This is a genomic window from Myxococcus sp. MH1 (assembly GCF_059738865.1).
Genome location: NZ_AP026947.1, coordinates 6496381 through 6522088 on the forward strand (window position 1 = coordinate 6496381; position 25708 = coordinate 6522088).

Consider the following 25708-nt stretch of genomic DNA (forward strand, 5'->3'; position numbering starts at 1 on the left):
GGCCGGCCGCACGCGCCCGCAAAGCGGAAGGGCCGGCCCCCCGCGTGGCGGAGGTACCGGCCCTTCTGACTCAACGCACGGGCCTCACGGCCCCGGCATCACGACTGGCGGAACTCGGCGTCCACCACGTCGTCCTTCTTCGCGCCCGGCTGCGCGCCAGGAGCAGCCCCCGGAGGCGGCTCGCCACCCGGCGCCCCGCCCGTCGCCTTGTACATCTCCTCGGCGGCCTTGTAGCTGGCGGCCTGGAGCTTCTCGAGCGCGGACTTGATGGCGTCCTTGTCCTGGCCCTCGCGGACCTTGTTGAGCTCCGCCACCCCGTCCTCGAGGCCCTTCGCCACATCCGCGGAGAGCTTCTCCTTGTTCTCCTTGATGAGCTTCTCGGCCCCGTAGGCCTGGGCCTCCGCCTGGTTCTTCAGCTCCACCAGCTCCCGCTTGTCCTTGTCGGCCGCCTCGTTCTCGCGGGCCGCGGCGACCATCTTCTCCACCTCGTCCTTCGCCAGGCCCGAGGACTGGGTGATGGTGACCTTCTGCTCCTTGCCCGTGGCCTTGTCCTTCGCGCTCACGTTCAGGATGCCGTTGGCGTCCAGGTCGAACGTCACCTCGATCTGCGGCACGCCACGCGGCGCCGGGGGCAGGCCCGTCAGGTGGAAGCGGCCCAGGCTCCGGTTGTCGTTCGCCATCTCGCGCTCACCCTGGAGCACGTGGATCTCCACCTGCGACTGGCCGTCCGCGGCCGTGGAGAACGTCTCCGACTTGCGCGTGGGGATGGTGGTGTTGCGCTCGATGAGCTTGGTCATCACCCCGCCCAGCGTCTCCACGCCCAGGGACAGCGGCGTCACGTCCAGCAGGAGGATGTCCTTCACCTCGCCGGAGAGCACGCCCGCCTGCACCGCGGCGCCCACCGCCACGACCTCGTCCGGGTTCACCGAGCGGTTCGGCTCCTTGCCGAACAGCCGCTTCACCGCCTCCTGCACCTTCGGGATGCGCGTGGTGCCACCCACGAGCACGACCTCGCTGAGGTCCTTCAGGTCCAGGCCCGAGTCCTTGAGGCACTTGCGGCACGGCTCCAGCGAGCGCTCGATGAGGTCGTCGATCATCGCCTCGAACTTGGCGCGCGTGAGCTTGACGTTCAGGTGCTTGGGACCCGACGCGTCCGCCGTGAGGAACGGCAGGTTGATGTCCGTCTCCGTCGCGCTCGACAGCTCGATCTTCGCCTTCTCCGCCGCCTCCTTCAGGCGCTGGATCACCATCTTGTCCTTGGTGACGTCCAGCCCCGTGTCCTTCTTGAACTCGACGACCAGCCAATCCATGATCCGCTGGTCGATGTTGTCACCGCCCAGGTGCGTGTCACCGTTGGTCGCGAGCACGTCGACGACGCTCTCGCCCACCTCCAGGATGGACACGTCGAACGTGCCGCCGCCGAAGTCGTAGACGGCGATCTTCTCGTCCTTCTTCTTGTCCAGGCCGTACGCCAGCGCCGCCGCGGTCGGCTCGTTCACGATGCGCCGCACCGTCAGGCCGGCGATCTCACCCGCATCCTTGGTCGCCTGGCGCTGGGCGTCGTTGAAGTACGCCGGGACGGTGATGACCGCCTCCGTCACCTTCTCACCCAGATAGTTCTCGGCGGCCCGCTTCAGCTTCAGCAGCACCTGCGCGCTGATCTCCGGCGCGCTGGACTGCTTGCCATCCAGGTCCACGCGCGCGTCGCCATTGGGGCCGCGGGAGACCTTGTAGGGCACCAGCTTGGTCTCCTCGGAGACCTCGTCGAACCGGCGACCCATGAAGCGCTTGATGGAATAGATGGTGCGCTCGGGGTTCGTGATGGCCTGACGCTTCGCCACCTGGCCGACCAGGCGCTCGCCATCCTTCGTGAACGCGACCACCGAGGGCGTGATGCGGCTGCCTTCCTCGTTGACGATGACCTTGGGCTCGCGACCCTCCATGATCGCCACCACGCTGTTCGTGGTGCCCAGGTCGATCCCAATAATCTTGCCCACGGTTCGTATCCTCCGGAAATGACTGCGTTTTCTTCAAAAGCTCCTGATGTACGCCCAACGTAACCACCCACCCCCGGGTGTCAAACCAGGCAGTGGTGTCGGCTCCTCACGCCTCAAGGTGATGCTCCTGGGTGCGTAGCGCAGTGCGCATGAGGCCGCCTGCCGCGTCACGCCATCGCCACCTTCACGCCACGGGTGCGTAACCCGCTCTACACCCCCGTCACCCCGAGGTAGCAACCGGCCGGCCTTTGGCACAGCAACCAACGTTGCAACCCCCTGGAATGACGTGCCTGCCTGCCTGCTGACGCCCCGCGTCACCCGTTGGCAATGAAAGTGCACAGTACGGCCAGCGTCGATGTCGGGTCCCCCCACCCGCACCTACCCTGGAGCATGTCCCCATGCTGGTTCAGCCCCTGCGCTCTCCGGACCTCCGCCGCGCCCCCTCGGCGGATGTCTCCGTCGAACCCAAGGTCGCGGTGCTGCTCAACGCCAACGCCCGGAAGGTGGACGCCCGGGTGGTGAAGTCCCTGTCGCACGTGGTGCCGGAGCAGGACCTGTTCCTGTCGCGCTCGGAGCTGGACGGGCGCCGCATCGCGCAGACGGTGCTCGAGCGGGGCTACCCGATGGTCTTCACGGGCGGCGGTGACGGGACGTTCATGGGCTTCGTGAACGAGGTGCTCCAGCAGGTGGGTCCGCGAGGCCGCTTCGCCGGCCAGCCGGTGCCCCGCTTCGGCATCCTCAAGCTCGGCACGGGCAACGGCATCGCCAACCACGTCAACGCCTCCGGCACCCGGGGCGACGGCATCCTGAACGACGTGCTGCGCGCCCGCACGGGTGAGGTGCCCGGATTCCGACCCATGGACCTGCTGATGGTGGACGGGCAGCGCGCGCCGTTCGCCGGCCTGGGCGTGGATGGCAAGGTGCTCAACGACTACATCTGGGTGAAGGAGAACCTGGGCAAGGGGCTCTTCAAGAGCGTGCTCACGGGCAGCGGGGGCTACTTCTCCGCGGTGGCGTGCAAGACGGTGCCGCACTACCTGACGAACTCGACCTGGGTGGAGTGCGAGGTCGTCAACGGCCCGTCGAGCGAGGCCTACCGCCTGGGCCCGGATGGCCAGCCCCAGGGTGCGCCACTGGCGCCCGGCGACGTGCTCTTCCGCGGGAAGCTGATGATGGCGGCGGCGGGCACCATGCCCTTCTACGGCTATGGCCTGCGCATGTTCCCCTTCTCGTGCGGCCGTCGCGGATTCATGCAGCTGCGCCTGGGCCAGGTGACGCCCACGCAGGTGCTGGCGAACCTGCCGCGCATGTGGGCCGGCCGCTGGTTCCCGGAGGGTCTGCACGACTTCCATGTCCGCGAGGCCACCATCCGCTTCGCGCGCCCCATGCCCTTCCAGGTCGGCGGCGACGCGGCCGGCTACCGCGACCAGGTCAACCTGTCCGTCGCGCCCGAGTCCATCGAGCTGGTCGACTTCAACGGCGCGCTGAACTAGGCGCCACATCGACAGCTGAAGCGCACGCGCCCTCCCAAGGGGCACGACTCCAACGCACCGCCGCCTTCACGTCGCCCGGGCACCGGGCGATGCAGCCATGTGACGAGGATGCAGCGAGGCGCCCAGGACGGACCGAGGCGCTCCCGGACACGCGGGGTGACGTGAATCAGCCGCGGTCGCGCGAAGCCGGGGGCTTCTCGCCCGGCTCCTTGCGGCGTCCCACCAGGAACGCGTAGCTGACGCTGGCCTTGCCGTTGCTCTCGCGGTGCAGCGCCAGCTCCTCGCGCAGCGACGAGGCCTGGGGGCCCGACGTCGGACGCAGGCTGGCCTCCACCTCGCGGTAATAGTCGTCGAGCTCCGTGTCGTGCAGCGTCTCGGCCGACTCCGGCTCGAACCCGCCCATCTCCAGCGACATGAGCAGCTCACGCGGCAGGAGCAGCGGCGCGCCCAGGCGGCGCTCCCACAGCTCGGCGGCGGCCTTGGGGACCACGCGCCCCACCCTGGCGGGGAAGGTCATCCCCAGCCGCCCGCGCTTGGCGAGCAGCGGCCGCAGGACGGACATCGTCCCCTTCAGCGTGTAGAGCACCCGACCCGGGATGAGGATGGCGTCGAAGGCACCGTCTGGCAGCCCGAGGGAGTCCAGGGCAACGCCCCGGACCTCGATCCGGTCGCCGAGGCCCTGGTTGCGGACCCGCTCCCGGGCGGCGGCGACATGAGACTCGTCCGTGTCGCCGGCCATGACGGTGCAGCCCATCTCCCGGGCCAGGACCAGGGCGGCGCTGGCATCCGGGCCACACCCGAGCACGAGCACCTGCGAGCCCGGCTCCAGCTGGGCCACCTTGGCGAAACGCCGGGTCACGTCGTCCGAGCTGAACGCGCGCCGGGCGTCCGCGGGGTGGTACAGCGGAAAGGGCTCTGCCGGGCTCATGGACTCCTCATATACCCAACCCCGACCGGACTTCCAGAGACGGACGAGAGGGAGCCCCCTCCCGAGCCCCTGGCGTCACAGGTGATAGATGACGCGCGGGTCCTTGTGGAGCAGGTCGTAGATGGCCCGGCGCTGCTCCTCCGACAGCAGGTACACCGACACGCTCAGCGAGACATAGGTGCCCTTGCTGCTGGGCTGCTCGCTGATGGAGTCCGGGGAGATCTCCGTGCCCATGGCCCGGCGGAACAGCTCCCTGACGTGCTCCGCGAAGCCAGGGCCCTGCTTGCCCATCACCTTGAAGGTGTAGACCGAGGGGTACTCGATGAGGGGCTTCTTCTCCCCTTCTTCCGGGGGCGCGTCTCCAGGTCCGTCCTTCTTCATGACACGTCTCTATCGCTTGGGCACCCCAGGTGCCTAGAGCAGGTTGGCGGCGAGCTCGGCCAGGGCGCTGCGCTCACCCTTGGCCATCGAGATGTGCGCGGCGATCTTCTCGCTCTTGAAGCGATTGACCACGTGCACCAGGCCGTTGTTGGTCGAATCCACGTAGGGGTTGTCGATCTGGAACGGGTCCCCCGTGAGGATGATCTTCGTGTTGTCGCCCACGCGGGTGATGATGGTCTTCACCTCGTGGGGCGTGAGGTTCTGCGCCTCGTCCACGATGATGAACTGGTTGGGGATGCTCCGGCCGCGGATGTACGTGAGCGGCTCGATCTCCATCAGCCCCAGGTCCAACAGCTCGTGGTAGCCACGGCCGGCCTTCTTGTCCGCGCGGCTCAAGTTCATCAGGAACTCGACGTTGTCGAAGATGGGCTGCATCCAGGGGTTGAGCTTCTCCTCGACGCTGCCGGGCAGATAGCCGATGTCGCGCCCCAGCGGGAAGATGGGACGGCTCACCAGGAGCTTCTGGTAGAGGTTCTCCTCGGTCACCTTCTGCAGGCCCGCGGCGATGGCGAGCAGCGTCTTGCCCGTGCCCGCCTTGCCGACGATGGTCACCAGCTTGATGTCGTCGTTGAGCAGCAGGTCCAGGCAGAAGGCCTGCTCCATGTTGCGCGGGCGGATGCCCCAGGTGCCTTCCTTGCTCTGGCGCAGGAGCGGCACCAGCCGGTTCTTGAGCCCGTGCAGCCGGCCCATGGCGGTGTGGGACGGGTTCGTCTCGTCCTTGAGCAGCACGAGCTGGTTGGGGAAGAGCGTGTCCACGTCGGGCAGCTCCACCTCGGCGCCGGGCTTGTACATCTGGTCCACCAGCTCCTTGGGGACCAGCCGCTCGGTGAAGCCGGTGTACAGCTCCGTGATTTCGACCCGCTCGGTGTCGTAGTCCTGGGCGATGAGGCCCAGGGCGTCCGCGCGGATGCGCAGGTTGGTGTCCTTGGTGATGAAGACGGCCTGGGTGTCCGGCTCCTGCTCCATCAGGTCGATGGCCACCGCGAGGATGCGGTTGTCCATCAGGTTGCTGTCCGCCATGGACAGCGGCAGCTCACGGTCCGTGAAGGACACCCGCAGCATGCCACCGCGAGGCAGGGGTACGCCCTCCTTCAGCGAGCCCTCCGCGCGGAAACCATCCAGGTAGCGGGCCACGAGGCGGGCGTTGCGGCCCAGTTCGGAGAGGTCGCGCTTGAACTGGTCGATCTCCTCGATGACGTAGATGGGGATGATGACGTTGTTGTCCTCGAAGCCGTAGATGCTGCGCGGATCATGCAGGAGGACGTTCGTGTCGAGGATGAAGTTCTTTCGCATCGTGGGTTCGCGCGACCTTGATGGGTACGGGTGCGACCGCTGGTGACCGTGCGACGTGGCTGTGCCTGACGCTCACTCCAATATACGCAGCGGCTCCCACGGAAGCAGCCGTGTTCGTGCGTGGACGCGGGCTGTTCGAAACCCCACGCCCCGCACCGGTCCTCCCGGCGAAGCGTTCGCCGCGAGGGGACGTGGCCTGGCCGACACTCCGGGGGCGCGCGGCTCAGTGGGCCAGCACGGGGGCGAGCGGATCATACCCGAGCAGCTCCGCCAATCGCTCGGGCGGAGGCCCCGGGGGCATGCGTTGCCAGGGGAAGCGCTGCTGGAGCGCCTCCTCGTCGAGCGTGAGGGGCTGTCGTCCGGTCTGCTCGCGTGCCTCGGCCCAGCGCTTCGCGTCGAACGTGCGGATCAACCGGCGGCTCAGGGGCGCGAGCATGGGCATGGGGGTGAAGGGAACGGGCTGCCCTTCCGCGTCGCGCAGGCAGCCCAGCTCCACGGCCCACGCGAGCAGCCAGCGCGGACGGCCTCTTCCGGCGTCGCGCATGGCGAGGAAGCGGCCCTGGGCGGCGCCGTCCACGAAGAGGAAGCGCCGGTCATAGACGCTGGCGGCGGCGAAGGTGGAGGGCGTGAGGGCCAGCGCCTCCGCGCCGATGCGGCGGGCCATGAGCATGAGCACCTCGAGCAGCTGCGCGGAGAGCGCGAGCCCGGGGTGGCTCTGGCCGGGGAGCGGCGGGCGGTGCCAGTCGAAGGGGCGACCCGGATTCTGGAGCAGGAGCGCGTCCACGTAGAGCAGGGGCGCGGTGGCGAGCGCGTCGCCCAGGCCGACCTCGGCGCCGGTGGCCATGCGCAGGGAGAGGTCGGCGACGGGGGCGTAGAAGCGGCGGCTCCAGAGGATGACGCGGGGGCGGAAGGGGTCCTCGCCCTGGACGCGCAGCTCCACGGGACCCACGCGCTCCTCGGCGCGCTGGATGAGGCCGTAGGCGCGCAGGACGCGCTCGAGGCCCGGGTGGCTGTAGGTGCCGAAGAGCAGGCCGACGCGGGACTTCTGCGAGTCGCCCAGGCCAAGGTCCTCGAGGGAGAGTTCCTCGAGTTCGGGCGCGGCCAGGTCCGCCCCGCTCAGGTGCTGATAGATGCGGCGGAAGCGGGGGTTGATGGGCAGCGTCCGAGGCATGGGGGCGTCCTCACTCAGTCGTAGCGGATGTCGACGATGGACAGCTCGATTTCACCGCGGGGGCGGCGCACCTCCACGGTGTCGCCCACGCCCTTGCGCAGGAGGGCGCGTCCAATGGGGGACTCCACGCTGATGCGACCTCCGGCGGCGTCGATCTCGTCGGACCCAACAATCTGGTACGTGGTGCGCTGGCCGTCCTCGTCCTCCAGGGTGACGGTGGCGCCGAAGTAGACGTGTGCACGGTCGGTCTGTTCAGCAGGCGTGACGATGGTGGCGGTGTCCAGGCGGCGCTGGAGGAAGCGGATGCGGCGGTCGATTTCGCGCAGGCGCTTCTTGCCGTAGATGTATTCGGCGTTCTCGGAGCGGTCGCCCTGGGCGGCAGCGGCGGAGACCTCGGCGGTGACCTTGGGGCGCTCCTCGTTGAGCAGGCGGATGAGCTCCCGGTGCATCCGCTCGGCGCCCGAGCGGGTGAGGTAGCGACGGAACGGAGCCTTCTCCTCGCCGTCCTCGGCCTCCAGGTCATCGTGCTCATCTGGGGAGAGGTCCTGGGACATGGGACTTGTATACCGCCGATGGCTGACGGAGGTGGGGGCCGAGGGGACGGGTGTGCCCGAAGTGACGAGCGCGCCACTGTCAGGATGCCGGACGTGCGCTCGCCAGTGGAAAGCGCGAAGGAGTGCTGGTAGGAAGCGCCTGCCTCCGGGGCCCAGGAGGGTTGCCCGAGGATTTTGGACAAAAGAATAGTGCGAGTCGCTAGCTCAGATGGTAGAGCACCGGCCTTTTAAGCCGAGGGTCGGGGGTTCGATCCCCCCGCGACTCATGCAGTGACGACGTCCCCGTCGTCTAGAGGCCCAGGACGCTGGCCTTTCAAGCCGGTAACACGGGTTCGAATCCCGTCGGGGACATGTAAAAACGCGGGGTTGGACGGTGCGAACTGTCCAACCCCGTTCGTTTTTGGCCGCTGAATGGCGTTACTGCGGCGTTACGCCAGCCCGCGTAACGACACGAGCGTCCCTAGGGAAGCTCGACGAGCGGGAGCTGACTCAGGTCACTGCTCGTCGAACTTCAGGTTGCCGGCCCTCCACTCAGAGAGCGTCATCTCTGCATCGAGCCTCGTGACACCCGGAGGCCCGCTTGCGAGGCGCTCCAGTTCGGCGGCGGCCAGTTCGGGAGCAAACTCCAAGACGTGTGACGCAGCCCAGCCGCGAACTGCCGGGTTGCCGCTCTGGAGCAACTCCGTAAGCGTCGACCGTCCTTCATCCCCCCTGCGCCTGAGTTCTCGCCACGCCGTGGTGATCCGCTTGTACTGAGCGTTTGCGGTTCGGTGGTTACCAGAGACCGACGCCTGCCCGTGCAGACTCGCAGCGTCCTCGTACAACGCCTTCAGCTCCTGAATTGAAGCCCTGCTCAGCGATTCCTGCTTCACCGAATGCCCCCGTAGTCACGAAGAACCTTCAGTCCGAACTCTCGTTGGCTTGCGAAGGGCTGAGTACCGAAGGACGAACACTGCTCCAATCCATTGCATCTACCGCGGCAGCACTTGACCTGCCGTTCGTCACGGTCGACCTCGCGCTGCGCGCGGACGGAGTCTGGCGTATCGTCGAGTTGGGAGACGGCCAGGTCAGCGATCGCCCGAAGAGCACATCGCCAGCTACGTTCATCGCGGCAATCGCAGACGCACTCGGGGACTGAACCGGAGGTTCAGTCCTTTTCCAACGTCCGGAACACCGCGGGCAACTCCTGCTCACCCAGTCCCGCACCGAGGGCTCGCCGGTAGTTCTCTAGCAACTCCCGCGGGAAGCGGGTGCTGATGCGCGCATCGCTGCTCAGCCGGACGATGTGTTCGAGGGCTGAGACATGGGTATTCAGACTGCACTGGTCGCCCGTGAAGTCATTGCGCTCGACCATTCCCTGCGCGGCGTCGGCGGTGACAGAAATCAATCCGAGGAAGGAGCTCTTCTGGGCGAAGAACTCCTTCGGGTCCAACCCCTCCGCCTTGCACATGGCCGCGGCGTGGAGGACCGCCAGCGTGCCGCCGTAATACGCCTCGAGGATCGCGCAGTCGAGCGTCGCGGCGGAACCGATCTTCTCGTCGACGTACACGGCGTTCTTCGCAATCGCGTGGAGCGTCCCAATGTGTCGCTCGAAGACGGCTTTCGAGCCGGCATAGAAGACCGTGGCGTACTCCGTGGCCACGAACGCGGGATACGCGAGGATCGCCGCATCCAGATAGTCCACACCATGAGCGCTCGCCCACTCCAAGCCACTGCGCGCATCCGCCGGCGACCCACTGGTGAGCTGCACGAGCGTCTTCCCCGCGAGCGCCGCTGAGACGCCCGGTGAGGAGAACAGCTCGGCGCAGGCCGCGTAGTTCGACAGTGAGACGACGACGAGCTCACGGCCCGCGACCGCCTCCCCCAGCTTCTCGAACGCCACCGTTCCACGGCCCACCGCTTGCGCCTTGGCGTGGGTCCTGTTCCAAACCGCCACCTCGTGCCCCGCGGCGGCGAACGCTCGCGCCAGCGCGGTTCCCATGAGGCCACTGCCAATCACCGTCAGCTTCGTCGGACGCGTCGATGTCATCTGTCATCCCCAGGTGTGTCGTTCAAGCGCCGCACATGGAAGCGGTGCGGCGCGAGTAGACCACAAACCCGGGGTATTCAGACGCGGGCCGGCCGCCCATCACGCGGCCCGGCGCTGCGGCGCACGTGACTGCTGGATGGCATCCAGCAGGCTCCGACTCGTCTCACGATAATCGAAGGAGCGCACGGCACGCTCACGCGCCGCACGGGACATCCGCTCACGCAGCGCCGTGTCCTTCCCGAGCCGGAGGAAGGCCTTCGCCAACCCCTCCTCGTCCCCCTGCCCCACCAGCAGCCCATCCGTCCCATCGGAAATCATGTCTGGCGTACCCCCGATGATGGAACAGACCGCGGGGACACCACACGCCATCGCCTCCATCACGGCGACGGGCGAAGCCTCTCCAAGCCCCGTGCTGGACAGCACGAAGGCATCCGCGCCGTGCAGCAGCTCGATGACGGCCGCCTCACTCAGCGGCCCCACCATGTCCACGTGCGCCTGCAATCCGAAACGGGCGATGGCCTGACGGATCTCCTCCTCGTGAGGCCCTCGCCCGCCCAAGGTCAGGTGCGCACGCAGGCCCCGGTCCAACGCCTTGCGCAGGCCCGCGAAGGTATGCACGTGCCCCTTGCAGAGATTGAGTCGTCCAATCGAAGCCAGGTGCAGTCCCCGAGGAGACTCCGCGCGCTTCGCCGGAGGGCGGAAGCGGTCCGTGTCCACCCCCATCCACAGGGTATACGTCCGCTCGGGAGGAAGCCCCACGGACTCGATGAGCTCGCGCTGCATGGGGCGCGCGGCGGCTGCCACGAACGTGGCATCCCAGGCCTTCGCGGCATGGTCCGTCCCATACACCGGCAGATCCCCATGCAGATGGAAGCTGTAGCGCGGCCCTCCCAGGATCCGGCAGAGCGCGAGCACATGCGCGGCATCCGCTGCCGAGTGGCCATGCACGTGGTCCAGCTTCCGCTCCCGCGCGTGGTGCAGGAAGTCCACCGCGCATGCGAGCATCCCCAACGCACGCGCCTTCTGCTTCACCCCCACCGAGAGCTTGGAGACGTACGCGAGCGCCTGGGCCATGCCCGGGAAGTCTCTTGGAGAGACCAGCGCCGAAGAGAGCCTGGGCGGAAAGAGATACGTGGTCTCGGCGGCCGCGCGCGAGGCCCACTCGTGGGGGCAGTCCTCCACCGGGCGCCGCGTCGAGAAGACATGCACCTCCACGCCCATGGCGCGCAGGGCGGTGATCTCCCGCCAGAAGAAGGCATGGGTCTGCGTGGGGAACTCCGGGATGAGCATTCCCAGACGGAAAGGGGCGGCGGTCATGGCCTGTGTTCTATCCAAACGACTGCGGGCGATGGGCCACCCTAGCCCGGCAGACTGAGAGAGGTAAGAAAGTGAGCACTGCAATCCAACATCAGGCGGACATCCCTTTCACTCGCAACTTTCAGGGCGAGTCCCATGCGACCCACTGGCCACGCAATCACTCGACACGCAAAGCTACACTGTACCTCGAACGTCATTCCCGGGGAGGAACCATGCGAATCGCAGGAGTGCTTCTTTCAGGTGTACTTGCTGGCTGTGGGGCAGCCGTCCTCGACGAGGAGAACGAAGCCCTCGCATCTCGTGAAGACGCCCTTCCTTGGTGCGACAACAACAGTTACAGCTACCACTATTACAGCGACGACACGTACCGCGTACTCGTCGGCTATGAGATCTGCACCTGCTTCGCTCCCATGCGGTGGGGCGGAAGAGCGACGGCATTCATCAAAGTCATATCTGAGGGATTCTGCGAGGATCCGCCGGAGAACCCTTGGCCCATGTACAGCGAGCCTGCTCCCTCGCAGCAGCCATGACCTGAAGGACACCCAGGAGTATCTCCCCGCCTTTTTGTTGGGCTCTCGAAACCAATGATGGCGTCACCGCCAACAGAGGAGGACTGAATGAAGAGCATCAGCGCATGCTCGCGACGGCAGTGGCCTCCCTCTTCCCCGTGACTTGTGGCCCCGCCCCCCCAAGAGGACACCCGGCCGGAGGTGCCGGAGTCCCCCACCGGGGGAACAGCCACAGCGCCATGGCGGACGTCATCGAGTGCGGCATCAGCGACTGCCCGAGCGGTCGCTGCTTCGTGAGCGAGTACGCCTACTCCCGTCAGTGTGGCACGGGGAACCCCAGCCAGACCCGCTGCGAGCGAATCGAGTGGCCCCCATCCCAGCCGAGGACGCGTAAAAGCCCAGCTCCCCACCAGGGAACTGGGCTTCATCCTTCACCGTGGCGACCCGGTCGCCCGACGCACGCCTCAGGACTGGTGGAAGACCTTCGAGAAGAAGTTCTCCATGCGGGACTTCTCGGGCTCCAGGGTGTTGGCGGGCGAGGCCACGCTCGTGCCCAACCCGGCGGCCGGACGCAGACCCGACGCGATGCCCGGCTTGATGTGGTGACGCAGGTCCACCGCCACGTCCGTCTTCAGGTGCGTACCCACGCCCGCCGCGGCATTCACATCCGCCGACTGCTTGAAGAAGCCATTCTCCAACCCAATCTTGCCGCCCGCCTGCGCCGCCGCGCCCGCCACCACGCCGCCCGTGACAGAGCCGTGCAGCCGGCCCAGGTGCCCGCCCGCCGTGCCGTACGCACCCGCCGTGGCCGCCGCGCCCACCTGACCGGAGAGCATCGCCGTAGCCGTCCTCGGGTCCAGGCTCGCCACACCCTCGGCGTACGCCGTCGCCGACGCCTTCGCCTCGCCCTTCACGTAGCCACCCACGTGCCGGTTGAAGTCGTGGCTCGCGCTCGCCGTCACGCCCACGCCTGTCTCCGCCTTGCCCGTCAGCGCCGCCGTGTACGCGTGGTTGTGCCGGTCGTACGACAGCCCCGCCTGCCCCTGCGCCTTGAAGCTGTTTGCCTCACCGGTGATCTGACCACTCGTCACGCCGAACCGGCCCGCGTGCGTCTTCTGCAGCTCGAACGCCGCGTTGGGCCCGTTCACCTCGGCCTGCGCCGAGTAGTGGTGCACGCCCGGAGCGTCGTACCGCGTGGTCGAGGCCTGCACCGAGCCCGTGCCACCACTCAGCGAACCCCCACCGAAGGTGTCCTTCTGGAACGTCTTGCCAGGCCGGTCCACGAGCATGTTCGGCTGGGCGCCCGCCGGAGCCGTGAGCTTGTTGTCGCCGCCGCTCACCATGATGTCCGAGGCCTGGCCCGTGGTCTTCTCGAAGGGGCTGTACGACGGCTGGCCCTCCACCATGCCCGGGTGCTTCAGCGGCCTGGGCTCCACCGCGGGCTGCGCACCCGGCGTCGGCTTCGTCGCCACGGGCTTCGTCACCTGCGAGGACGGCGCCGAGGACGGCAGCGTGTTCGCCCGCCCCAAGGGCTTCGGCTGGGACACCTTCGGGGTGGACGAGGACGGCAGCGTGTTGGAGCGGGTCAGCTTCTTACCGATGCGGGGGGACATGGGAGGCTCCTTCGAAGTGCGGCGGATGGGTCGTTCCTGCGATGCCCCTCCCCACTGCACCCCACATGCCATGCCCGTGTCGCCCCAAGCGGACGCACTGCCCTCCTGATTTCAATCAGTTGGCGAGCACCCTCTCCCGGGTCTCCCCGCGTCGCCTGATGACGGCAGTCATCAGCCCCCTGACAGCCGTCATCGTCCTGCCCGTCGACGTGAGCCCTCGGGCTACTCGGCGCAGTCCCTGTCGTAGTTCAGCTCCCGCTTCTCGATGACCTTGTCCTCCTCGACCAGCTTCTGCCCGTCCCACTTCACGACGGTGCGCGTGGTGTCGCTCGGCAGGAAGTTGCACGCGGCCCCCGCCGCGTAGGTGCAACGCCGGGTCACCACGAAGGCCGTCTTGCGGGAGGGCTCCAGCGTCGTGTCGCAGCCCTCCATCCCCATGCCCGTCGGGGAGTGCTCGTCCTCCATGCTCACCTTGCCCAGGTACTTGCCCGCCGCGTCGCGCGCCACCACGTCCAGCCACAGCACCACCTGCCCATCCCCCAACGACACCGGAGGCTTCGGCCGGGAGACGACGCGCGTCAGCGTCACGCCACTCAGCCCCACCTTCAACATCGCCGGCTCATGGACCACGCGCTCGCCCCCCGCCTCCTTCCACTTCGGACACGCGGACACCGCCTGCGTCACCGGCCGCTCGTAGATGAACGGGTAATACGCCTTCAACAAGCGGAGCTGCACCGCGGACTCGTCACTCCGACAGAACCCCAGCAACACGACCTCGAAACCCGGGTTGAGCCCCGGCACCGAGCCGCTCGACACCGTCTTCGGAAAACCCTCCGCCAACACGAGCGCCTTCGCGACCAGCTCCCGCTCCGACTCCCACTTCGCCACGGACGCCTTCGCGGCCTCCGCGTCCTTGCCGCCTCCCCAGATGACCGCCACGTACTCCCCACCCTGCCCCTCCGGCGCTGGCGTGGATGCGACAACGGAGGTCGCGGAGAGCAGCACGAACGGGACAACGTATCGCATGGAGTTCCCCCTTCACACGAGGGCCATCCCCTCGCTCACGCCCGAGCCTACTCCACGGCACTGGAAACACGCTGACACAAAGAGTCCGTCAGACTTCACAAGTACCAGAGTCACTGTGGCCCGAATCAATCGCCATCAAAGCCTGACCGGGACGACGAACGAACGCGCCCGGGAGACGTGTGCCATCCGGCACGCGGAAGTCGAGAGGAGACACCGTGATGAGTCATCGAACGATTCGGAGCATTTTTGTCGCCAGCGCTCTGGCACTGGCCGGCTGCGACGGAGTGGATGCGAAGGAGGAGAAGGCGGACGCAAGTCTGTCGGCGCAGGAGCAGGGGCTGACGTGCACCAGCCTCATCCCCGTGATGTCGGGGAACAACATCCCGTCGGGCATCGCATCTGCCTCCAGCATGTATGACCCCAGCTATCAGCCATGGCTCGGGTTCGACAACGCGGCGAGCTTCTGGCTATCGACCCAGGGACAGACACCCGCGTGGCTGGCCTATGAGTTTCCGAGCACCTCCCAGCTGGTGCAGCGATATGCCGTCACCTACGGCAACGGCACCATCACCACCCGCGCCCCGAAGAACTGGACGCTGGAGGGGTGGACCGGCAGCGCCTGGACGGTGATGGACACCCGAACCAACCAGACGGGCTGGGCCGGCCACGAGCGCCGCGAGTTCGCCGTCAGCTCCCCCGGCGCGTACAAGAAGTATCGAATCAGCGTGACGGATGACAATGACAGCCGCGCGGGCAACGTCGTGGTCTCCATCTCACGTCTGGAGCTCTACAATTGTCAGCCCTACCCCATGACGTCCTCGCTGTGGACCCGGACCACCGGAGGCACGGGGGGATTCAGTCGCATCCATGACCTCGCGGGAGACCCGGCGGGGCGCACCTACGCCACGGGGATGACCTCGGTGGGCCTGTCGGGCCAGCCCGCGGTGGGCCAGATGGATGCCTTCCTCTCGGCGCGAGACTGGAATGGCAACCTGCTGTTCCACAAGCAGATCGGCGCAGCGGGCAACATCGCCCTGGGCTACGGCGTGGCGCGCAACCGCAGCTTCGAGGAGATCTACGTCGCGGGCTGGACCTCGGGATCACTGGACGGCAACCCGTCCATTCCAGGGTCGAGCGCGTTCCTGATGCGCTATCGCTACACGGGCGTCCATGGTTGGACGCGCCAGATTGGCGTCGCGAATGCCCAGACGGAGGGCTACGGCGTGGCGGTGGATGCCAATGACAATGCCTTCCTGGTGGGCCTGACGAACGGTGGCCTGGATGGGAACACGCGCATCGGCAGCTATGACGCCTTCGTGGTGAAGTACGGCCCCGACGGCACCAGGCTGTGGACGCGACAGCTGGGCGTTGCCGGCAAGACGACCCATGGTCGCCGTGCCGCCGCGGATGACCTCGGCAATGTCTACGTGTCCGGCTGGACGGACGGCAACCTGGATGGAAACACCCTCACGGGCCCCCAGGACGCCTTCATCACCAAGTACGACGCCGACGGCGTGAAGCAGTGGACCCGGCTTGCGGGTGCGCCCGGAACGGCGGCCTACCTGTACGCGTCGCAGGTCGATGCGACGGGCAACGTGTATCTCGCGGGCTACTCGGGTGGCGGCATGGATGGCGTGCCCAACGTCACCCCGCAGATCGACGTGTTCGTGGCCCGCTTCAGCCCCTCGGGCGTGAAGCAGTGGGTGTGGGAGCTCGACTCGGGCTCCGGCTCCTTCGCGATGGGGCTCTACGTCGACGCGAGCGGCATCTACGCGACGGGCGGCGGCGTGGCGGACATCACGCAGGTGACGGACACCAGCGGAGGCAAGGTCCACAACTACGTGGCGAAGCTGGACCACACCGGCAACCTGCAGTGGGTCATCCAGCAGGAGACCGCGGCCATCAACGGCGTGGCCAAGGACGTGCGCAGCATGGGTGTCGTCGTGGACGGGACAGGCAACCTCTACGTCGGCGGCTACGTGGACGGTCACTACCAGGGCAACACCATCCTGGGGACCCCAGACACGTTCCTGTCCAAGATCGCCAGGCCGCTCTGAGCCACCCATCCGGGCGTGACACGAAGCGCGTGTGTCAGGCCCACCCAGGCTCTGCCTGAAGAGCCGACGCCCGCGGCGGACACCTCCGCGGGCGTCGGAGTGCCGATTGAATCGGGATGCTTCCTGGCGGTCGTACCGAGACAGCCATGAGGCATCAGCGTGTCTTGGAATAGTCCTCGAGGAGCTGGCGCACCCTGGCGGCCTCGGGGTGGGCGGGATAGCGCTTCACGAACGTCCGGTAACGCTCGCGGGCGCCCTCCATCCGGTTGAGACGTGCCTGCATGGCGCCGGAGAGGAGCAGACAGCTCGCCTGCTCCGGCACGTTGGAGAGGCAGTCCTCGGCGAGCAGGAAGGCATCGTGGGTCTTCCCCGCGCGCGACAGCCGCTGGGCCTCGGCGTACAGCCGGGCCGCCTCGTCGTCGGGAGTCGAGGACGCGGCGGGGCTCGGGCTCCTGGGCCGTCGCGCATCCGCCGAGCTCACCCGCACCTCGACCTCACCTTCGTTGTCCGAGACATCGTCGTCGAGCAGACCGCAGCGCAGCCCCTGGATGCCTCGGACCTTCACCTCGCGCGTCCCCGACAGGAAGAAGCGCACGGGCTGCATCCGGATGGGGTCGCCGTACCGGTCCAGCTTCGGCAGGGCGTTGCTCGGGGACCACTCGACGCAGGCGGCGTGGTTCGCGGGCCCCAGCGGGCGGCCCCTCGGGAAGACGCCCTCGCCCACGGGAGCCAGGGACACGGTGTACGTCTGCCGGGCGTCCAGCCCCCGGAGCAGGAAGCCCTGGGCGGTGGACACCCGCATGGGCTCCGGATGGAAGATGAAGCGCCGCTCGGAGCGCTCGTGGGGATCGCGCAGGGACACGTTCTGCGGGCTGAGGTCGTCCTTGATGGGCTCCCCGAGCGTGAACAGGGCGACGGACCGGATGCCCTTGAGCGCCAGCGGACGCCGCGGAACGACGCCCTGACGCTGGGCGACGGGGACGGCATCTCCGGCGAGCAGATAGAAGATGGGCTGCTCGGCATACACAGCCGGCTCCAGGACCGCGCGCGGCGGGCTCCGGGCCGAGAAGCCCGGCTCCCAGAGGGAGTACGTGGCGGACGGGGACAGGTGGAAGAAGGCCACCATCTCCCCCGGCACGCGGAAGACATGTCGACGGGAGTCCAGGCGGATGGAGGTCGCGTCGGGATGGTCGGCGACGGACTCGGCCTCCGCCACGGGGACACCCTGGACCTCGGAGGTCGAGTCCGATGTCCCCAGCGCGCTGCCGCTCCCGGCCAGGACCTCCGGGCCTCCTTCCCCCAAGGGCTCCAGGGGCCCCGGCGGCGGGGGCGGCGCGGGAGGAGGCCCGTCATCGAGCACCCAGGGCAGCAGGGCCAGCGTGAGCATCGCCACCAGTCCTCCGGCGGCGAGGAGCCCCCAGCGCCAGGACCGGCTCGGCGGCTCCTGGGGAGCGGACGGAGGCGGCTCGGGGTTGGCCTGGCCTCTCCCGGGCAGCGGCGTCGTGGGCACGACGTCCTGGAGAACGCGGGTCGACTTCGTGGGCGCGCGCGTCGGAGCGTGCTCGGTGCCTCGCCACGCGCTCAGCTCCTCGACGAACGAGGCCGGCACCGCGAGGTCCCTTCCCTGCTGCAGCAGGTCCTCGCGGAACAGCTCGCGGACCAGGTACGCCAGGTTGGACATCCCGAAGCGGGGCGCGAAGGAATGGAGGAATCCGGCCAGCGCGTCGCCGAAGGCGTTCGCCGACTCGTAGCGGAACCGGGTGTCCACGGCCAGCGCCCGCATGACAATCTCATTCAGCGCGTTCGGCAGCTCCTTGCGCACCTCTCGCGGCGAGGGGAACTCGCCGTGCGCCAGCTTCGACATGACCAGGGCCTCCGAGCCGGAGACCGGAGCCTGACCGCAGAGCATCTCGTACAGCACCAGGCCCGTGGCCCAGACATCCGTGCGCGCATCCACCTCCTGGCCCCGGGCCTGCTCGGGAGAGAAGTAGAGGTACTTCCCCCGGACGATGCCCGGCTCGGTGTGGAAGCTGCGCAGCATGCGCGCCTTGGCGATGCCGAAGTCGACGATCTTGACCTGTCCCTCGTAGCTGATGAGGACATTGTCGGGGGAGATGTCGCGGTGGACGATGTGCAGGGGCACGCCCTGGTCGTCCGTGCGCGAGTGCGCGTAGTGCAGCCCGCGGCACATCTCCATCGCGATGTACGTGGCCAGCGGGATGGGCATCGACGCGAGGCCCGTCTTCGCCGCGCGTCTCAACACGCGGTGCAGCGGCTGGCCATCCACCAGCTCCATGGCCAGGAAGTACTGGCCATCCATCCGACCGAAGTCGAAGACCTGCGCGATGTTCCCGTGGGACAGCGTGGCGGAGATGCGCGCCTCGCTGATGAACATCGCGATGAAGGCCTCGTCGTTCGCGTGCTCCGGGAGCACCTTCTTGATGAGGACGGGCTTGGTGACTCCGGCGGCGCCCACCAGCCGCGCGCGCCACGTCTCCGCCATGCCTCCCCTGCCGAGTTGGGCGAGGAGCTCATAACGTCCGAGGCTCTGCTGCGGCTCCTGGGTCATCGGGCAACCCGTCCTGGACGCTCGAGGCGCATCGAAGTGGCACTTCGCGGGCCACACGATGTCTGTTTGCGGGGCGTCTGGGTAGGGGGATGGCGGCAATCCCAGGTGTGGCACCCACGCCCACCCGCACGACAGACACCCCCAACGGCACACATCGCGCCCGGCGCGGCGCAATGGCAGTCAATGGAGGGCGTCCGACCGCATCACACCGGCGCCCGCCCAGGATGGCGGGCACCGGCGGAACCACGCGTCGCTCGAGCCCTCACGGGAGCGCCCGAGCGGCGCGGCGAATCACTCCGAGTAGGAGTAGTTGTAGACGAGCTGCCAGTTGCGGTTGTAGCGGCGGGTCACGGTGAACCAGCCGCTGTGGCAGCTGCCCGTGTTGCTGGCGGAGTAGCCGTAGACGAAGCCGTTGTTCACGCGCGCCACGAGCTCAGGGGAGCCGGGGTTCTCGCAGGGCTGGGTGACGCGGACGGACTGGTACGCGGCCTCGGCATTGACCTGCTCCTGGCCCTCGAAGTCATAGATGGAGTGGACCCGGACGGCGGTGAAGCCACCCAGCTGGGCGCCCTGCGTCGCGGTGGGCTGCGCGAGGAACGCGTTGAGGCTGGCCAGGGCCGCGGCCTCGTTGGTGATGGAGCCGACGACGCGGTGCACGGCGCCGTTCGAGTCGGACAGCGCGGCGCGGATGGAGGCGATGCCGGCGGAGCCCTGGTAGACGGACGTGTCGCCCCACGTGAAGCTCAGGGCGGAGCCGGCCGTGTACCCGCTCAGCGCGCAGCTGCCGTTGGCGGCCGCGGGCGCCACCAGGATGACCTTGCGCAGGCGGTGCTCGGGGTTCAGGAGGGCAACACACTCGTTGCCCGCGACGCCGTCATAGTTGCCGGCGGGCAGCACGGCCTCGACGATGTTGTAGACGCGGAAGTTGGGGTCCGTGGCCTCCTGCTCCTGGGTGGCCTGGACGGGCTCGGGCGTCGGCTCCGCCTCGGGACCGAGGCAACCAACGATGAAGGACGACGCAAGGACGAGGGAAGACAGCCGAAGGGAAGTGCGCATGGGCGCGCTTCCTATCATGCGGGGGTCGATTGATCCCGCATATTCATGATTTGTTGCAAGGACGATACATGCGGAAAGGGCTGCTCTCACTGGACCTCCGCTCTCTACGGGCTACGCAGATCCAGGACTTTTTTTCATGTGCCTGTGAAAACAAAACGACCCCGCCAGCAAAGGCAGGGCCATCTTGCTCCCAATCACATCACTCTCGCGCTGAGCGTGAAGGCAATCCGCTCAGGGCAACCTGAAGACTCGCAGGTTCTCCTCGCCCTTGCGCACATAGACGAGGGCGTCGTGCGTGGCCTGGTAGAAGAAGCGGTTCTTGACCAGGTCATGCCAGCCGCCGAAGGCGCCCGCCTCCCACTGGGGGGCCTCGCGCAGGGTGCGGGCCTCGGCGTCGACCTCGTAGGTGCGGTATTCGAAGGAGCCGTCCCCGTCGCGGTCATACCGGAACGCGGCGATGTAGCGATTGAGCGGCGGCACGTGGGTGAAGATCATGCCCTCGAAGTATTCGGGATAGCAGCGCGCCCGCACAAGGTCGCTCCGCAGTGGAATGTCGTTCCACTTCGTCGTGTCCAGGTCGTAGGTGATCAACCGCGGCATCTGCACGTGCGGCTCCTCGTGTCCCGGCGCGGGGAAGCTCACGAGGACGCGGCCCACGCGGGCCATCTGCGCGAAGTGCCAGGCGGGAGGCGTGACGACCTCCCACTTCCAGGACGTGTCCTCGGGGCCGAAGGACCACCACTGCGAATAGTTGTAGTTCTCCGTGGGGCCGAACATGTAGCGCCCGCGCACCTCGTCCCAGAACGTCCAGCCGGCGGCGCCGCCGTAGCCCTTCGAGCCGTCATACGAGGCCCCCGGCGTGTTGAACGGATTGTGGCGCGTCCAGGTGCGAGTCTTCAGGCTGTAGCGCCACATGCGCCGGACGCCGGTGGCCACCTCGTCGAGGTCCGGGTTGTAGACGAGCCCGTTGTACGTGTGGCGCGCGGTGGGGTTGCGCGTCGACGCGGCGGGGCGGTCCGGGTCGAAGAACTCGTCCGAATGGACGTCGCTGTCCGGATGCGCCTTGGCGTACGCCTCCGCGGGGGGATAGCCGCTGTAGGTGTTGCCCCAGGGGACGTTCGTCCAGTTCGCGGAGTTGTCCGGCAGCTGCTCGATGCTCCAGCGCATCCGCGCCATGTCGAAGCGATAGAGGCCGTTGTTGGAGCTGTCGGCGTGGCCACCGCCGAAGGCCCACCACCGCGCCCTCGGCGCATCCAGCGCGATGCCGGAGTACGCGTTGATGACACCGGCGATGCCCTGCGAGCCCAGGTCGCTGAAGCCCGGGAGCGCGGCCTTGACCTCCGCGTCGAGCGTGGTGAGCGGCGTCCCCGCGACTTCAATCCAGCGTCCCTTGGGCACCAGCGCCCAGGAGGCCTCGTTCACCAGACCCGTCGAGTCACGCCCCGGCGTCCACACGTCCCCCGAGATGGAGCCCGTCTCCGGCCCGCTTCCCCAGGTGAACGGAGGCAGCGGGCCGGGTCCACCATCCGGCGTGGACGCGCCACCGTCGGAGCCGGACGAACCCGCGTCGGGGTTGCCTCCCGCGTCGGAGCCCGTGCCGCCGTCAGCGCTCGTGCCCGCGTCGGGCTTGGGGTTCCCGTCGACCGGGTCATCGGAGGAGCAGGCCGTGAGCACACTCGCGACACCGAGCGCGAGGCAGAGAACCCAAGGTGACGAACGTCGGCCCGGCCGGACGGCTCGCATGCTCCACTCCTCGACAAGATGACTGTGCGCACACGCGTCGTGTGTTCGCGTCCCCAAGGCAAGTGACATGCCATGGGCGCTCGCACGGAGTCACCTGGGAGCAGCTGCCGCCGTCACTGTTGCATCCGCGTGGATTCAGGGGGGACCACCCCACATCATGTGGCCCACCTGCCCCACACCGCGCGGCGAGCGACTGTCGCTCGCGCGGCCTGGCTCGGCGCTCAGCGCTTCGTTCGAGCCTTGCCCGTGCCGCGAGGCTTGCTCGCGGACGCGGCCTTCTTGCCCTTCTTCGCGGCGGCCTTCGTCGGAGCCCGCGCCGTCCTGGACTTCGCGGGCACGACCTTGGACTTCGCCGGCTTCGACCTGGGCGCGGTGACCTTGACCTTCGCGGGCTTCGACCTGGGCGTCGTGGACTTGGCCGCTTTCGCCTTGGGCGCCTTCTTCGCGGCCACGGGCTTCTTCGCGGACTTCTTCGTGGCCGCGGGCCTGGTGGCCGTCTTCCGTGTGCTCGGGGCGGAGGACTCGCGCTTCGGCTTCGCACGCGGGGAGCGCTTCTTCGCGGGGGCCTCTCCCACGACCTCCGCGTCCATCACGTCCGCCGGACGGACCCGCGAAGCAGGCGGCGTCACCGGACGGGAGACCGCTTCCGGAGCGGTCGTCACCACGGGCTCCGCGGTCAACACCACCCCTGGCGTCGCACGAGCCGACGGCTCCACGTGCGTCGTCACGTCGCGCGACTCACGGGCCGCCGGCGGCTTCGCGGGAGGCTCGGCGGGAACGGAGGGCTGCCAGTTCTCTGGCGAGAACGCGGCATCCGTCTCCTCGCGAGGCTTCGGCGGCTCGAACTTCGGCGGCGGCCGGTGGTGGAAGCGCGTGTCCTTCGAGGCGGGCTTCCCGCCGTGACCGTGCTTCTGCGGCGCGTGCGGACGCCCGCCCTTGGCACCATGGGTACCGCCGCCACGCTGCCCCTGCGCGGCCAGGGCGCGGAGCCGGTCGAATCCGGGATGCGGCGAGCCACCCGTCGCCTCGGGAGCGGAGGGGGCCTCCAACGTCTTCACGGCGGAGGACTCCTGCTCCACGGACTGCGCACCTCGCACCTCGGCACCCTGCTGCTCGGGGCGCACGAAGACCCGACGCTTCTCACCGTGGCCCTCCCGCTCGGGACGACCTTCGCGGGGCTTGTTCGCCGACTCGTCGCGCCAGGGCTGCTTGAACTTCTCCTCGCCCCGCGCGGGCTCCTCGCGGCGCCCTTCCCGCACGAACCGGCCGCGGGGACTCGAGGGCTCCTCGCGCGCGGCCCAGCCTCGGGCGGAGCCCTGTTTCTTCTCCTCGCGCTCCCAGCGTCCCGGCCGCTCGGCCCGGTGCTTGCCATGCGCGACCTGCTCGCGGCGCTCGGGACGACGGTGCGAGAACGCTCCGCCCTCACGGCGCGCCAGCGGCGCCTCGCCGTCGAACTGGAGCGCCTCGAAGTCGATCTTCCGCGCCGTCGGGTTCGCCGACAGCAACCGCACGCGCAGCTTCTGGCCCACGCGGACGCGGCGCCCGTTCGGATACACCAGCGCGTGCGTCTGCTTGTCCAGCTTCGAGCCCGGCCCCAGCGTCTCCGCCTTCACCAGGCCTTCGACGTGCACCTCGTCCAGCTCGACGAAGAAGCCGAAGTCGGTGATGGCCGCGATGGTGGCCGCGAACTCCTCGCCGACGCGGTCCTTCATCATCAGGGCCGCGTAGAACGAGACCACCTCGCGCTCCACCTGCATGGCCGCGCGCTCGCGATCCGAGCACTGCATCGCCATGTCCTCGAGCTTCTCCTCCTCGCGCTCGAGCATGGCCTGCGACGGCTTGCGGCCTGCCCTCGCCCAGTGGGCCTTGAGCAGCCGGTGCACCAGCAGGTCCGGGTAGCGACGGATGGGCGAGGTGAAGTGCAGGTAGTGCTCGGCCGCGAGCCCGTAGTGCCCCACCTTCGAGGCCGTGTACACGGCCTGCATCATCGAGCGCAGCAGCAGCTGGTTCAGCGCCCGCTGCTCCGGGTGGCCCGCCAGCTGGCTGATGAACGCGTCCAGCTCCTTCGACGACACCCCGTCCTCGAAGCGCAGCTTGAAGCCATACGCCTGTGCCAGCGCCGCGAAGGCCGCCAGCTTCTCCTCGTCCGGCTCGCCGTGGAACCGGTACACCGTGGGCAGGCCCTCGTCCTGGAAGAAGCGCGCCACCGCCTCGTTCGCGGCGAGCATGCACTCCTCGATGAGCCGGTGGCTGTCCTTGCGCTCGCGCTTGTCCATGCGCTCGGGCAGGCCGTCCTTGCCCACGACGACCTTGTGCTCGGGCAGGTCGAAGTCGATGGCGCCGCGCTCCTTGCGCATCTTCATCAGCGCCCGCGCCAGCGACATCATCCGCTCGAAGTGCGGCTTGAAGGCGTTGCGGTGCGGCACGTCCTTGCCATCGAGGACGTCCTGCACCTCGTTGTACGTGCACCGAGCCTGGCTGCGCATCACCGCCGGGTACAGCGTGGACGAGCGCCGCTGGCCCTGGGTGTCGAACGTCATGTCCGCCACCATGCACAGCCGGTCCTCGTCCGGACGCAGCGAGCAGATGCCGTTGCTCAGCCGCTCCGGGAGCATCGGCAGCACCCGGTCCGGCAGGTACACGGACGTCGCGCGCCGGAGCGCCTCCGCGTCCAGCGCGCTGCGCTCGCGCACGTAGTGCGTCACGTCCGCGATGGCCACCACCAGCCGCCAACCTCCCGGCTGCTCCTCCACGTACACCGCGTCGTCGAAGTCGCGCGCGTCCTCGCCGTCGATGGTGACCAGCGCCATCGCGCGCAGGTCGCGGCGCTGCTCGCCGCGCGCCTCGTCCTCGGACACCGTGACGGCGTAGCGGTCCGCCTCGTCCATGACCTCCGGCGGGAACTCGTCCGAGAAGCCCTGCGAGTAGGCGATGCCGATCACCTCGGAGCTCGGCGTGCCGGGCTTGCCGAGCGAGCCGGCCACCTCGCCGATCAACCCACGCCCCGGGTCCAACAGGTTCGCGCCCACGCCCAGGCGCACCTTCACCAGGTCGCCCTCCTGGGCCATCTGGGTGAACGGCACGCGGATGGGCCCCGGCAGGCTCGTGTCCGTCGGCAGCACCAGCGCGTGGCGCCCGTGCGCGGTGTAGACGCCCACCGCCAGCTCGCGGCGTCGGTCCACCACCTGCACCAGCCGCCCCTCGTAACGTCCGGGCCGCCCCGCCACCTCCACCACCACCCGGTCATTGTCGAGCGCGCGCTGCGCCTCGCCCGGCGGCAGGAAGATGTTCTCGCCCTCGCCCGACACCGGGTGCACGAAGCCGAAGCCGTTCTGATGCACGTGGAGGATGCCCTCCACCGTGTCGAGCACCTCGCCGAAGCGGCGCTCCCTCCGGCCTCGCTGACCGGAGCGCTCACGCCAGTCGTCGCGCCGGCCACCGCCATGGCGTCCGGCGTCGCGGGCGCCACGTGACGGGGCACCACGGTCCTGGAAACGGCCGCCCTCCTGTCCGCGCGCTCCATGCCCCTGGAAGCGGGCGCGGGAGTCGTTCGAGTGGGCCTTGCCGAAGCGGGGCGCCTCCGGACGCGCCTGCTCAGGGTGCGCGGGGGCAGGACGTACGGCCTCGTCACGACGGGGGCTGGGGCGCAGGAAGCGCTTGCCCTCCTTGACGATGGCGCCTTGACGGACCAGCTCGCGCAGGGCGCGCTTGAGCTCGGTCTGCTGGCCAGGATGCAGGCCCGCGAGTCGCAGGAGCTCCTTGATGCCCAGCGGGTGGTCTGCGTCGGAGAGAATCTGCTGGAGAAGGTCGGGAGGAATGCTCACGGTGGGGTCGCGGCTCGGCCGCTACGGGAACGGGTAAGCCCGAAGCGGCCGGGCGGGAACCCCCCGGCGACCGACTGCTTCCCGGAGT

19 protein-coding genes and 2 tRNA genes are annotated in these 25708 nt (G+C 68.5%); 6 read left to right on the forward strand and 15 right to left on the reverse strand.

Going from position 1 to position 25708, the window contains the following annotated elements; genetic code table 11:
* Positions 1-98: 98 nt before the first annotated feature.
* Positions 99-1997 carry a molecular chaperone DnaK gene (gene dnaK / locus AC6JA9_RS25255; RefSeq protein ID WP_223747660.1) on the reverse strand — a complete coding sequence of 633 codons (1899 nt, stop codon included), beginning with the start codon at positions 1995-1997 and terminating at the stop codon, positions 99-101.
* Positions 1998-2395: 398 nt separating this feature from the next.
* On the opposite strand from dnaK, the gene AC6JA9_RS25260 reads away from it, so the two are divergent.
* Positions 2396-3490, forward strand: a complete 1095-nt coding sequence (locus AC6JA9_RS25260; RefSeq protein ID WP_223747659.1) for a diacylglycerol/lipid kinase family protein — start codon at positions 2396-2398, stop codon at positions 3488-3490.
* 166 nt (positions 3491-3656) lie between these two features.
* Here AC6JA9_RS25260 and AC6JA9_RS25265 read toward each other — a convergent pair whose 3' ends face one another.
* From AC6JA9_RS25265 to greB, 5 genes are all read right to left on the reverse strand, one after another.
* The gene (locus AC6JA9_RS25265) at positions 3657-4418 is read right to left on the reverse strand and encodes an SAM-dependent methyltransferase (protein WP_223747658.1); all 762 of its coding nucleotides are present in this window, start codon (positions 4416-4418) and stop codon (positions 3657-3659) included.
* A 75-nt stretch (positions 4419-4493) separates the two neighbouring features.
* Positions 4494-4799 carry an HP0495 family protein gene (locus AC6JA9_RS25270; protein WP_141327958.1) on the reverse strand — a complete coding sequence of 102 codons (306 nt, stop codon included), beginning with the start codon at positions 4797-4799 and terminating at the stop codon, positions 4494-4496.
* A gap of 33 nt (positions 4800-4832) precedes the next feature.
* Positions 4833-6152 carry a PhoH family protein gene (locus AC6JA9_RS25275; RefSeq protein WP_046714397.1) on the reverse strand — a complete coding sequence of 440 codons (1320 nt, stop codon included), beginning with the start codon at positions 6150-6152 and terminating at the stop codon, positions 4833-4835.
* A gap of 223 nt (positions 6153-6375) precedes the next feature.
* The gene (locus tag AC6JA9_RS25280) at positions 6376-7323 is read right to left on the reverse strand and encodes a deacetylase (RefSeq protein WP_223747657.1); all 948 of its coding nucleotides are present in this window, start codon (positions 7321-7323) and stop codon (positions 6376-6378) included.
* A gap of 14 nt (positions 7324-7337) precedes the next feature.
* The gene (greB, locus tag AC6JA9_RS25285) at positions 7338-7877 is read right to left on the reverse strand and encodes a transcription elongation factor GreB (protein ID WP_141327954.1); all 540 of its coding nucleotides are present in this window, start codon (positions 7875-7877) and stop codon (positions 7338-7340) included.
* Positions 7878-8070: 193 nt separating this feature from the next.
* Between greB and AC6JA9_RS25290 the strand changes: the two genes are divergently transcribed.
* Positions 8071-8143 (forward strand) — tRNA-Lys (locus AC6JA9_RS25290).
* A 12-nt stretch (positions 8144-8155) separates the two neighbouring features.
* A tRNA-Glu gene (locus tag AC6JA9_RS25295) sits at positions 8156-8228 on the forward strand.
* A 143-nt stretch (positions 8229-8371) separates the two neighbouring features.
* Here the strand turns inward: AC6JA9_RS25295 and AC6JA9_RS25300 are convergent.
* A complete protein-coding gene (locus AC6JA9_RS25300) occupies positions 8372-8749 on the reverse strand; it encodes a DUF2019 domain-containing protein (RefSeq protein ID WP_497957957.1) in 378 nt (125 codons plus the stop codon).
* Between the two features lie 44 nt (positions 8750-8793).
* Here AC6JA9_RS25300 and AC6JA9_RS25305 point away from each other — a divergent pair, with 44 nt between their 5' ends.
* Positions 8794-9015, forward strand: coding sequence for an ATP-grasp domain-containing protein (locus AC6JA9_RS25305; RefSeq protein ID WP_497957958.1), 222 nt, complete (start codon positions 8794-8796; stop codon positions 9013-9015).
* A 9-nt stretch (positions 9016-9024) separates the two neighbouring features.
* Here AC6JA9_RS25305 and AC6JA9_RS25310 read toward each other — a convergent pair whose 3' ends face one another.
* A complete protein-coding gene (locus AC6JA9_RS25310) occupies positions 9025-9906 on the reverse strand; it encodes an NAD(P)-dependent oxidoreductase (protein WP_497957959.1) in 882 nt (293 codons plus the stop codon).
* A 99-nt stretch (positions 9907-10005) separates the two neighbouring features.
* The gene (locus AC6JA9_RS25315; protein WP_497957960.1) at positions 10006-11223 is read right to left on the reverse strand and encodes a glycosyltransferase family 4 protein; all 1218 of its coding nucleotides are present in this window, start codon (positions 11221-11223) and stop codon (positions 10006-10008) included.
* 212 nt (positions 11224-11435) lie between these two features.
* On the opposite strand from AC6JA9_RS25315, the gene AC6JA9_RS25320 reads away from it, so the two are divergent.
* The gene (locus tag AC6JA9_RS25320) at positions 11436-11753 is read left to right on the forward strand and encodes a hypothetical protein (protein WP_497957961.1); all 318 of its coding nucleotides are present in this window, start codon (positions 11436-11438) and stop codon (positions 11751-11753) included.
* A gap of 443 nt (positions 11754-12196) precedes the next feature.
* Here AC6JA9_RS25320 and AC6JA9_RS25325 read toward each other — a convergent pair whose 3' ends face one another.
* Both AC6JA9_RS25325 and AC6JA9_RS25330 read right to left on the reverse strand, forming a co-directional pair.
* On the reverse strand, positions 12197-13345 hold the full coding sequence (locus AC6JA9_RS25325; RefSeq protein ID WP_497957962.1) for a hypothetical protein: 1149 nt from the start codon (positions 13343-13345) through the stop codon (positions 12197-12199).
* 222 nt (positions 13346-13567) lie between these two features.
* Positions 13568-14371 carry a hypothetical protein gene (locus AC6JA9_RS25330; protein ID WP_497957963.1) on the reverse strand — a complete coding sequence of 268 codons (804 nt, stop codon included), beginning with the start codon at positions 14369-14371 and terminating at the stop codon, positions 13568-13570.
* A gap of 218 nt (positions 14372-14589) precedes the next feature.
* Between AC6JA9_RS25330 and AC6JA9_RS25335 the strand changes: the two genes are divergently transcribed.
* The gene (locus AC6JA9_RS25335) at positions 14590-16428 is read left to right on the forward strand and encodes an SBBP repeat-containing protein (protein ID WP_497957964.1); all 1839 of its coding nucleotides are present in this window, start codon (positions 14590-14592) and stop codon (positions 16426-16428) included.
* A 154-nt stretch (positions 16429-16582) separates the two neighbouring features.
* Here AC6JA9_RS25335 and AC6JA9_RS25340 read toward each other — a convergent pair whose 3' ends face one another.
* The 4 genes from AC6JA9_RS25340 to rnr form a co-directional block, all read right to left on the reverse strand.
* Positions 16583-18997 carry a protein kinase domain-containing protein gene (locus AC6JA9_RS25340; RefSeq protein ID WP_497957965.1) on the reverse strand — a complete coding sequence of 805 codons (2415 nt, stop codon included), beginning with the start codon at positions 18995-18997 and terminating at the stop codon, positions 16583-16585.
* A 291-nt stretch (positions 18998-19288) separates the two neighbouring features.
* Positions 19289-20053 (reverse strand): hypothetical protein, encoded by a 765-nt coding sequence (locus AC6JA9_RS25345; RefSeq protein ID WP_223747640.1) that lies wholly within the window; start codon positions 20051-20053, stop codon positions 19289-19291.
* A 231-nt stretch (positions 20054-20284) separates the two neighbouring features.
* Positions 20285-21727 (reverse strand): hypothetical protein, encoded by a 1443-nt coding sequence (locus tag AC6JA9_RS25350; RefSeq protein ID WP_497957966.1) that lies wholly within the window; start codon positions 21725-21727, stop codon positions 20285-20287.
* A 290-nt stretch (positions 21728-22017) separates the two neighbouring features.
* Positions 22018-25620, reverse strand: coding sequence for a ribonuclease R (rnr, locus tag AC6JA9_RS25355; RefSeq protein ID WP_497957967.1), 3603 nt, complete (start codon positions 25618-25620; stop codon positions 22018-22020).
* Positions 25621-25708 lie beyond the last annotated feature (88 nt).

Bases quoted from the DNA above. Each gene is read 5' to 3' on its own strand.
- AC6JA9_RS25260 (WP_223747659.1), top strand. From the start codon at position 2,396: ATGCTGGTTCAGCCCCTGCGCTCTCCGGACCTCCGCCGCGCCCCCTCG.
- AC6JA9_RS25265 (WP_223747658.1), bottom strand. From the start codon at position 4,418: ATGAGCCCGGCAGAGCCCTTTCCGCTGTACCACCCCGCGGACGCCCGG.
- AC6JA9_RS25270 (WP_141327958.1), bottom strand. From the start codon at position 4,799: ATGAAGAAGGACGGACCTGGAGACGCGCCCCCGGAAGAAGGGGAGAAG.
- AC6JA9_RS25275 (WP_046714397.1), bottom strand. From the start codon at position 6,152: ATGCGAAAGAACTTCATCCTCGACACGAACGTCCTCCTGCATGATCCG.
- AC6JA9_RS25280 (WP_223747657.1), bottom strand. From the start codon at position 7,323: ATGCCTCGGACGCTGCCCATCAACCCCCGCTTCCGCCGCATCTATCAG.
- greB (WP_141327954.1), bottom strand. From the start codon at position 7,877: ATGTCCCAGGACCTCTCCCCAGATGAGCACGATGACCTGGAGGCCGAG.
- AC6JA9_RS25310 (WP_497957959.1), bottom strand. From the start codon at position 9,906: ATGACATCGACGCGTCCGACGAAGCTGACGGTGATTGGCAGTGGCCTC.
- AC6JA9_RS25315 (WP_497957960.1), bottom strand. From the start codon at position 11,223: ATGACCGCCGCCCCTTTCCGTCTGGGAATGCTCATCCCGGAGTTCCCC.
- AC6JA9_RS25320 (WP_497957961.1), top strand. From the start codon at position 11,436: ATGCGAATCGCAGGAGTGCTTCTTTCAGGTGTACTTGCTGGCTGTGGG.
- AC6JA9_RS25325 (WP_497957962.1), bottom strand. From the start codon at position 13,345: ATGTCCCCCCGCATCGGTAAGAAGCTGACCCGCTCCAACACGCTGCCG.
- AC6JA9_RS25330 (WP_497957963.1), bottom strand. From the start codon at position 14,371: ATGCGATACGTTGTCCCGTTCGTGCTGCTCTCCGCGACCTCCGTTGTC.
- AC6JA9_RS25335 (WP_497957964.1), top strand. From the start codon at position 14,590: ATGAGTCATCGAACGATTCGGAGCATTTTTGTCGCCAGCGCTCTGGCA.
- AC6JA9_RS25340 (WP_497957965.1), bottom strand. From the start codon at position 18,997: ATGACCCAGGAGCCGCAGCAGAGCCTCGGACGTTATGAGCTCCTCGCC.
- AC6JA9_RS25345 (WP_223747640.1), bottom strand. From the start codon at position 20,053: ATGCGCACTTCCCTTCGGCTGTCTTCCCTCGTCCTTGCGTCGTCCTTC.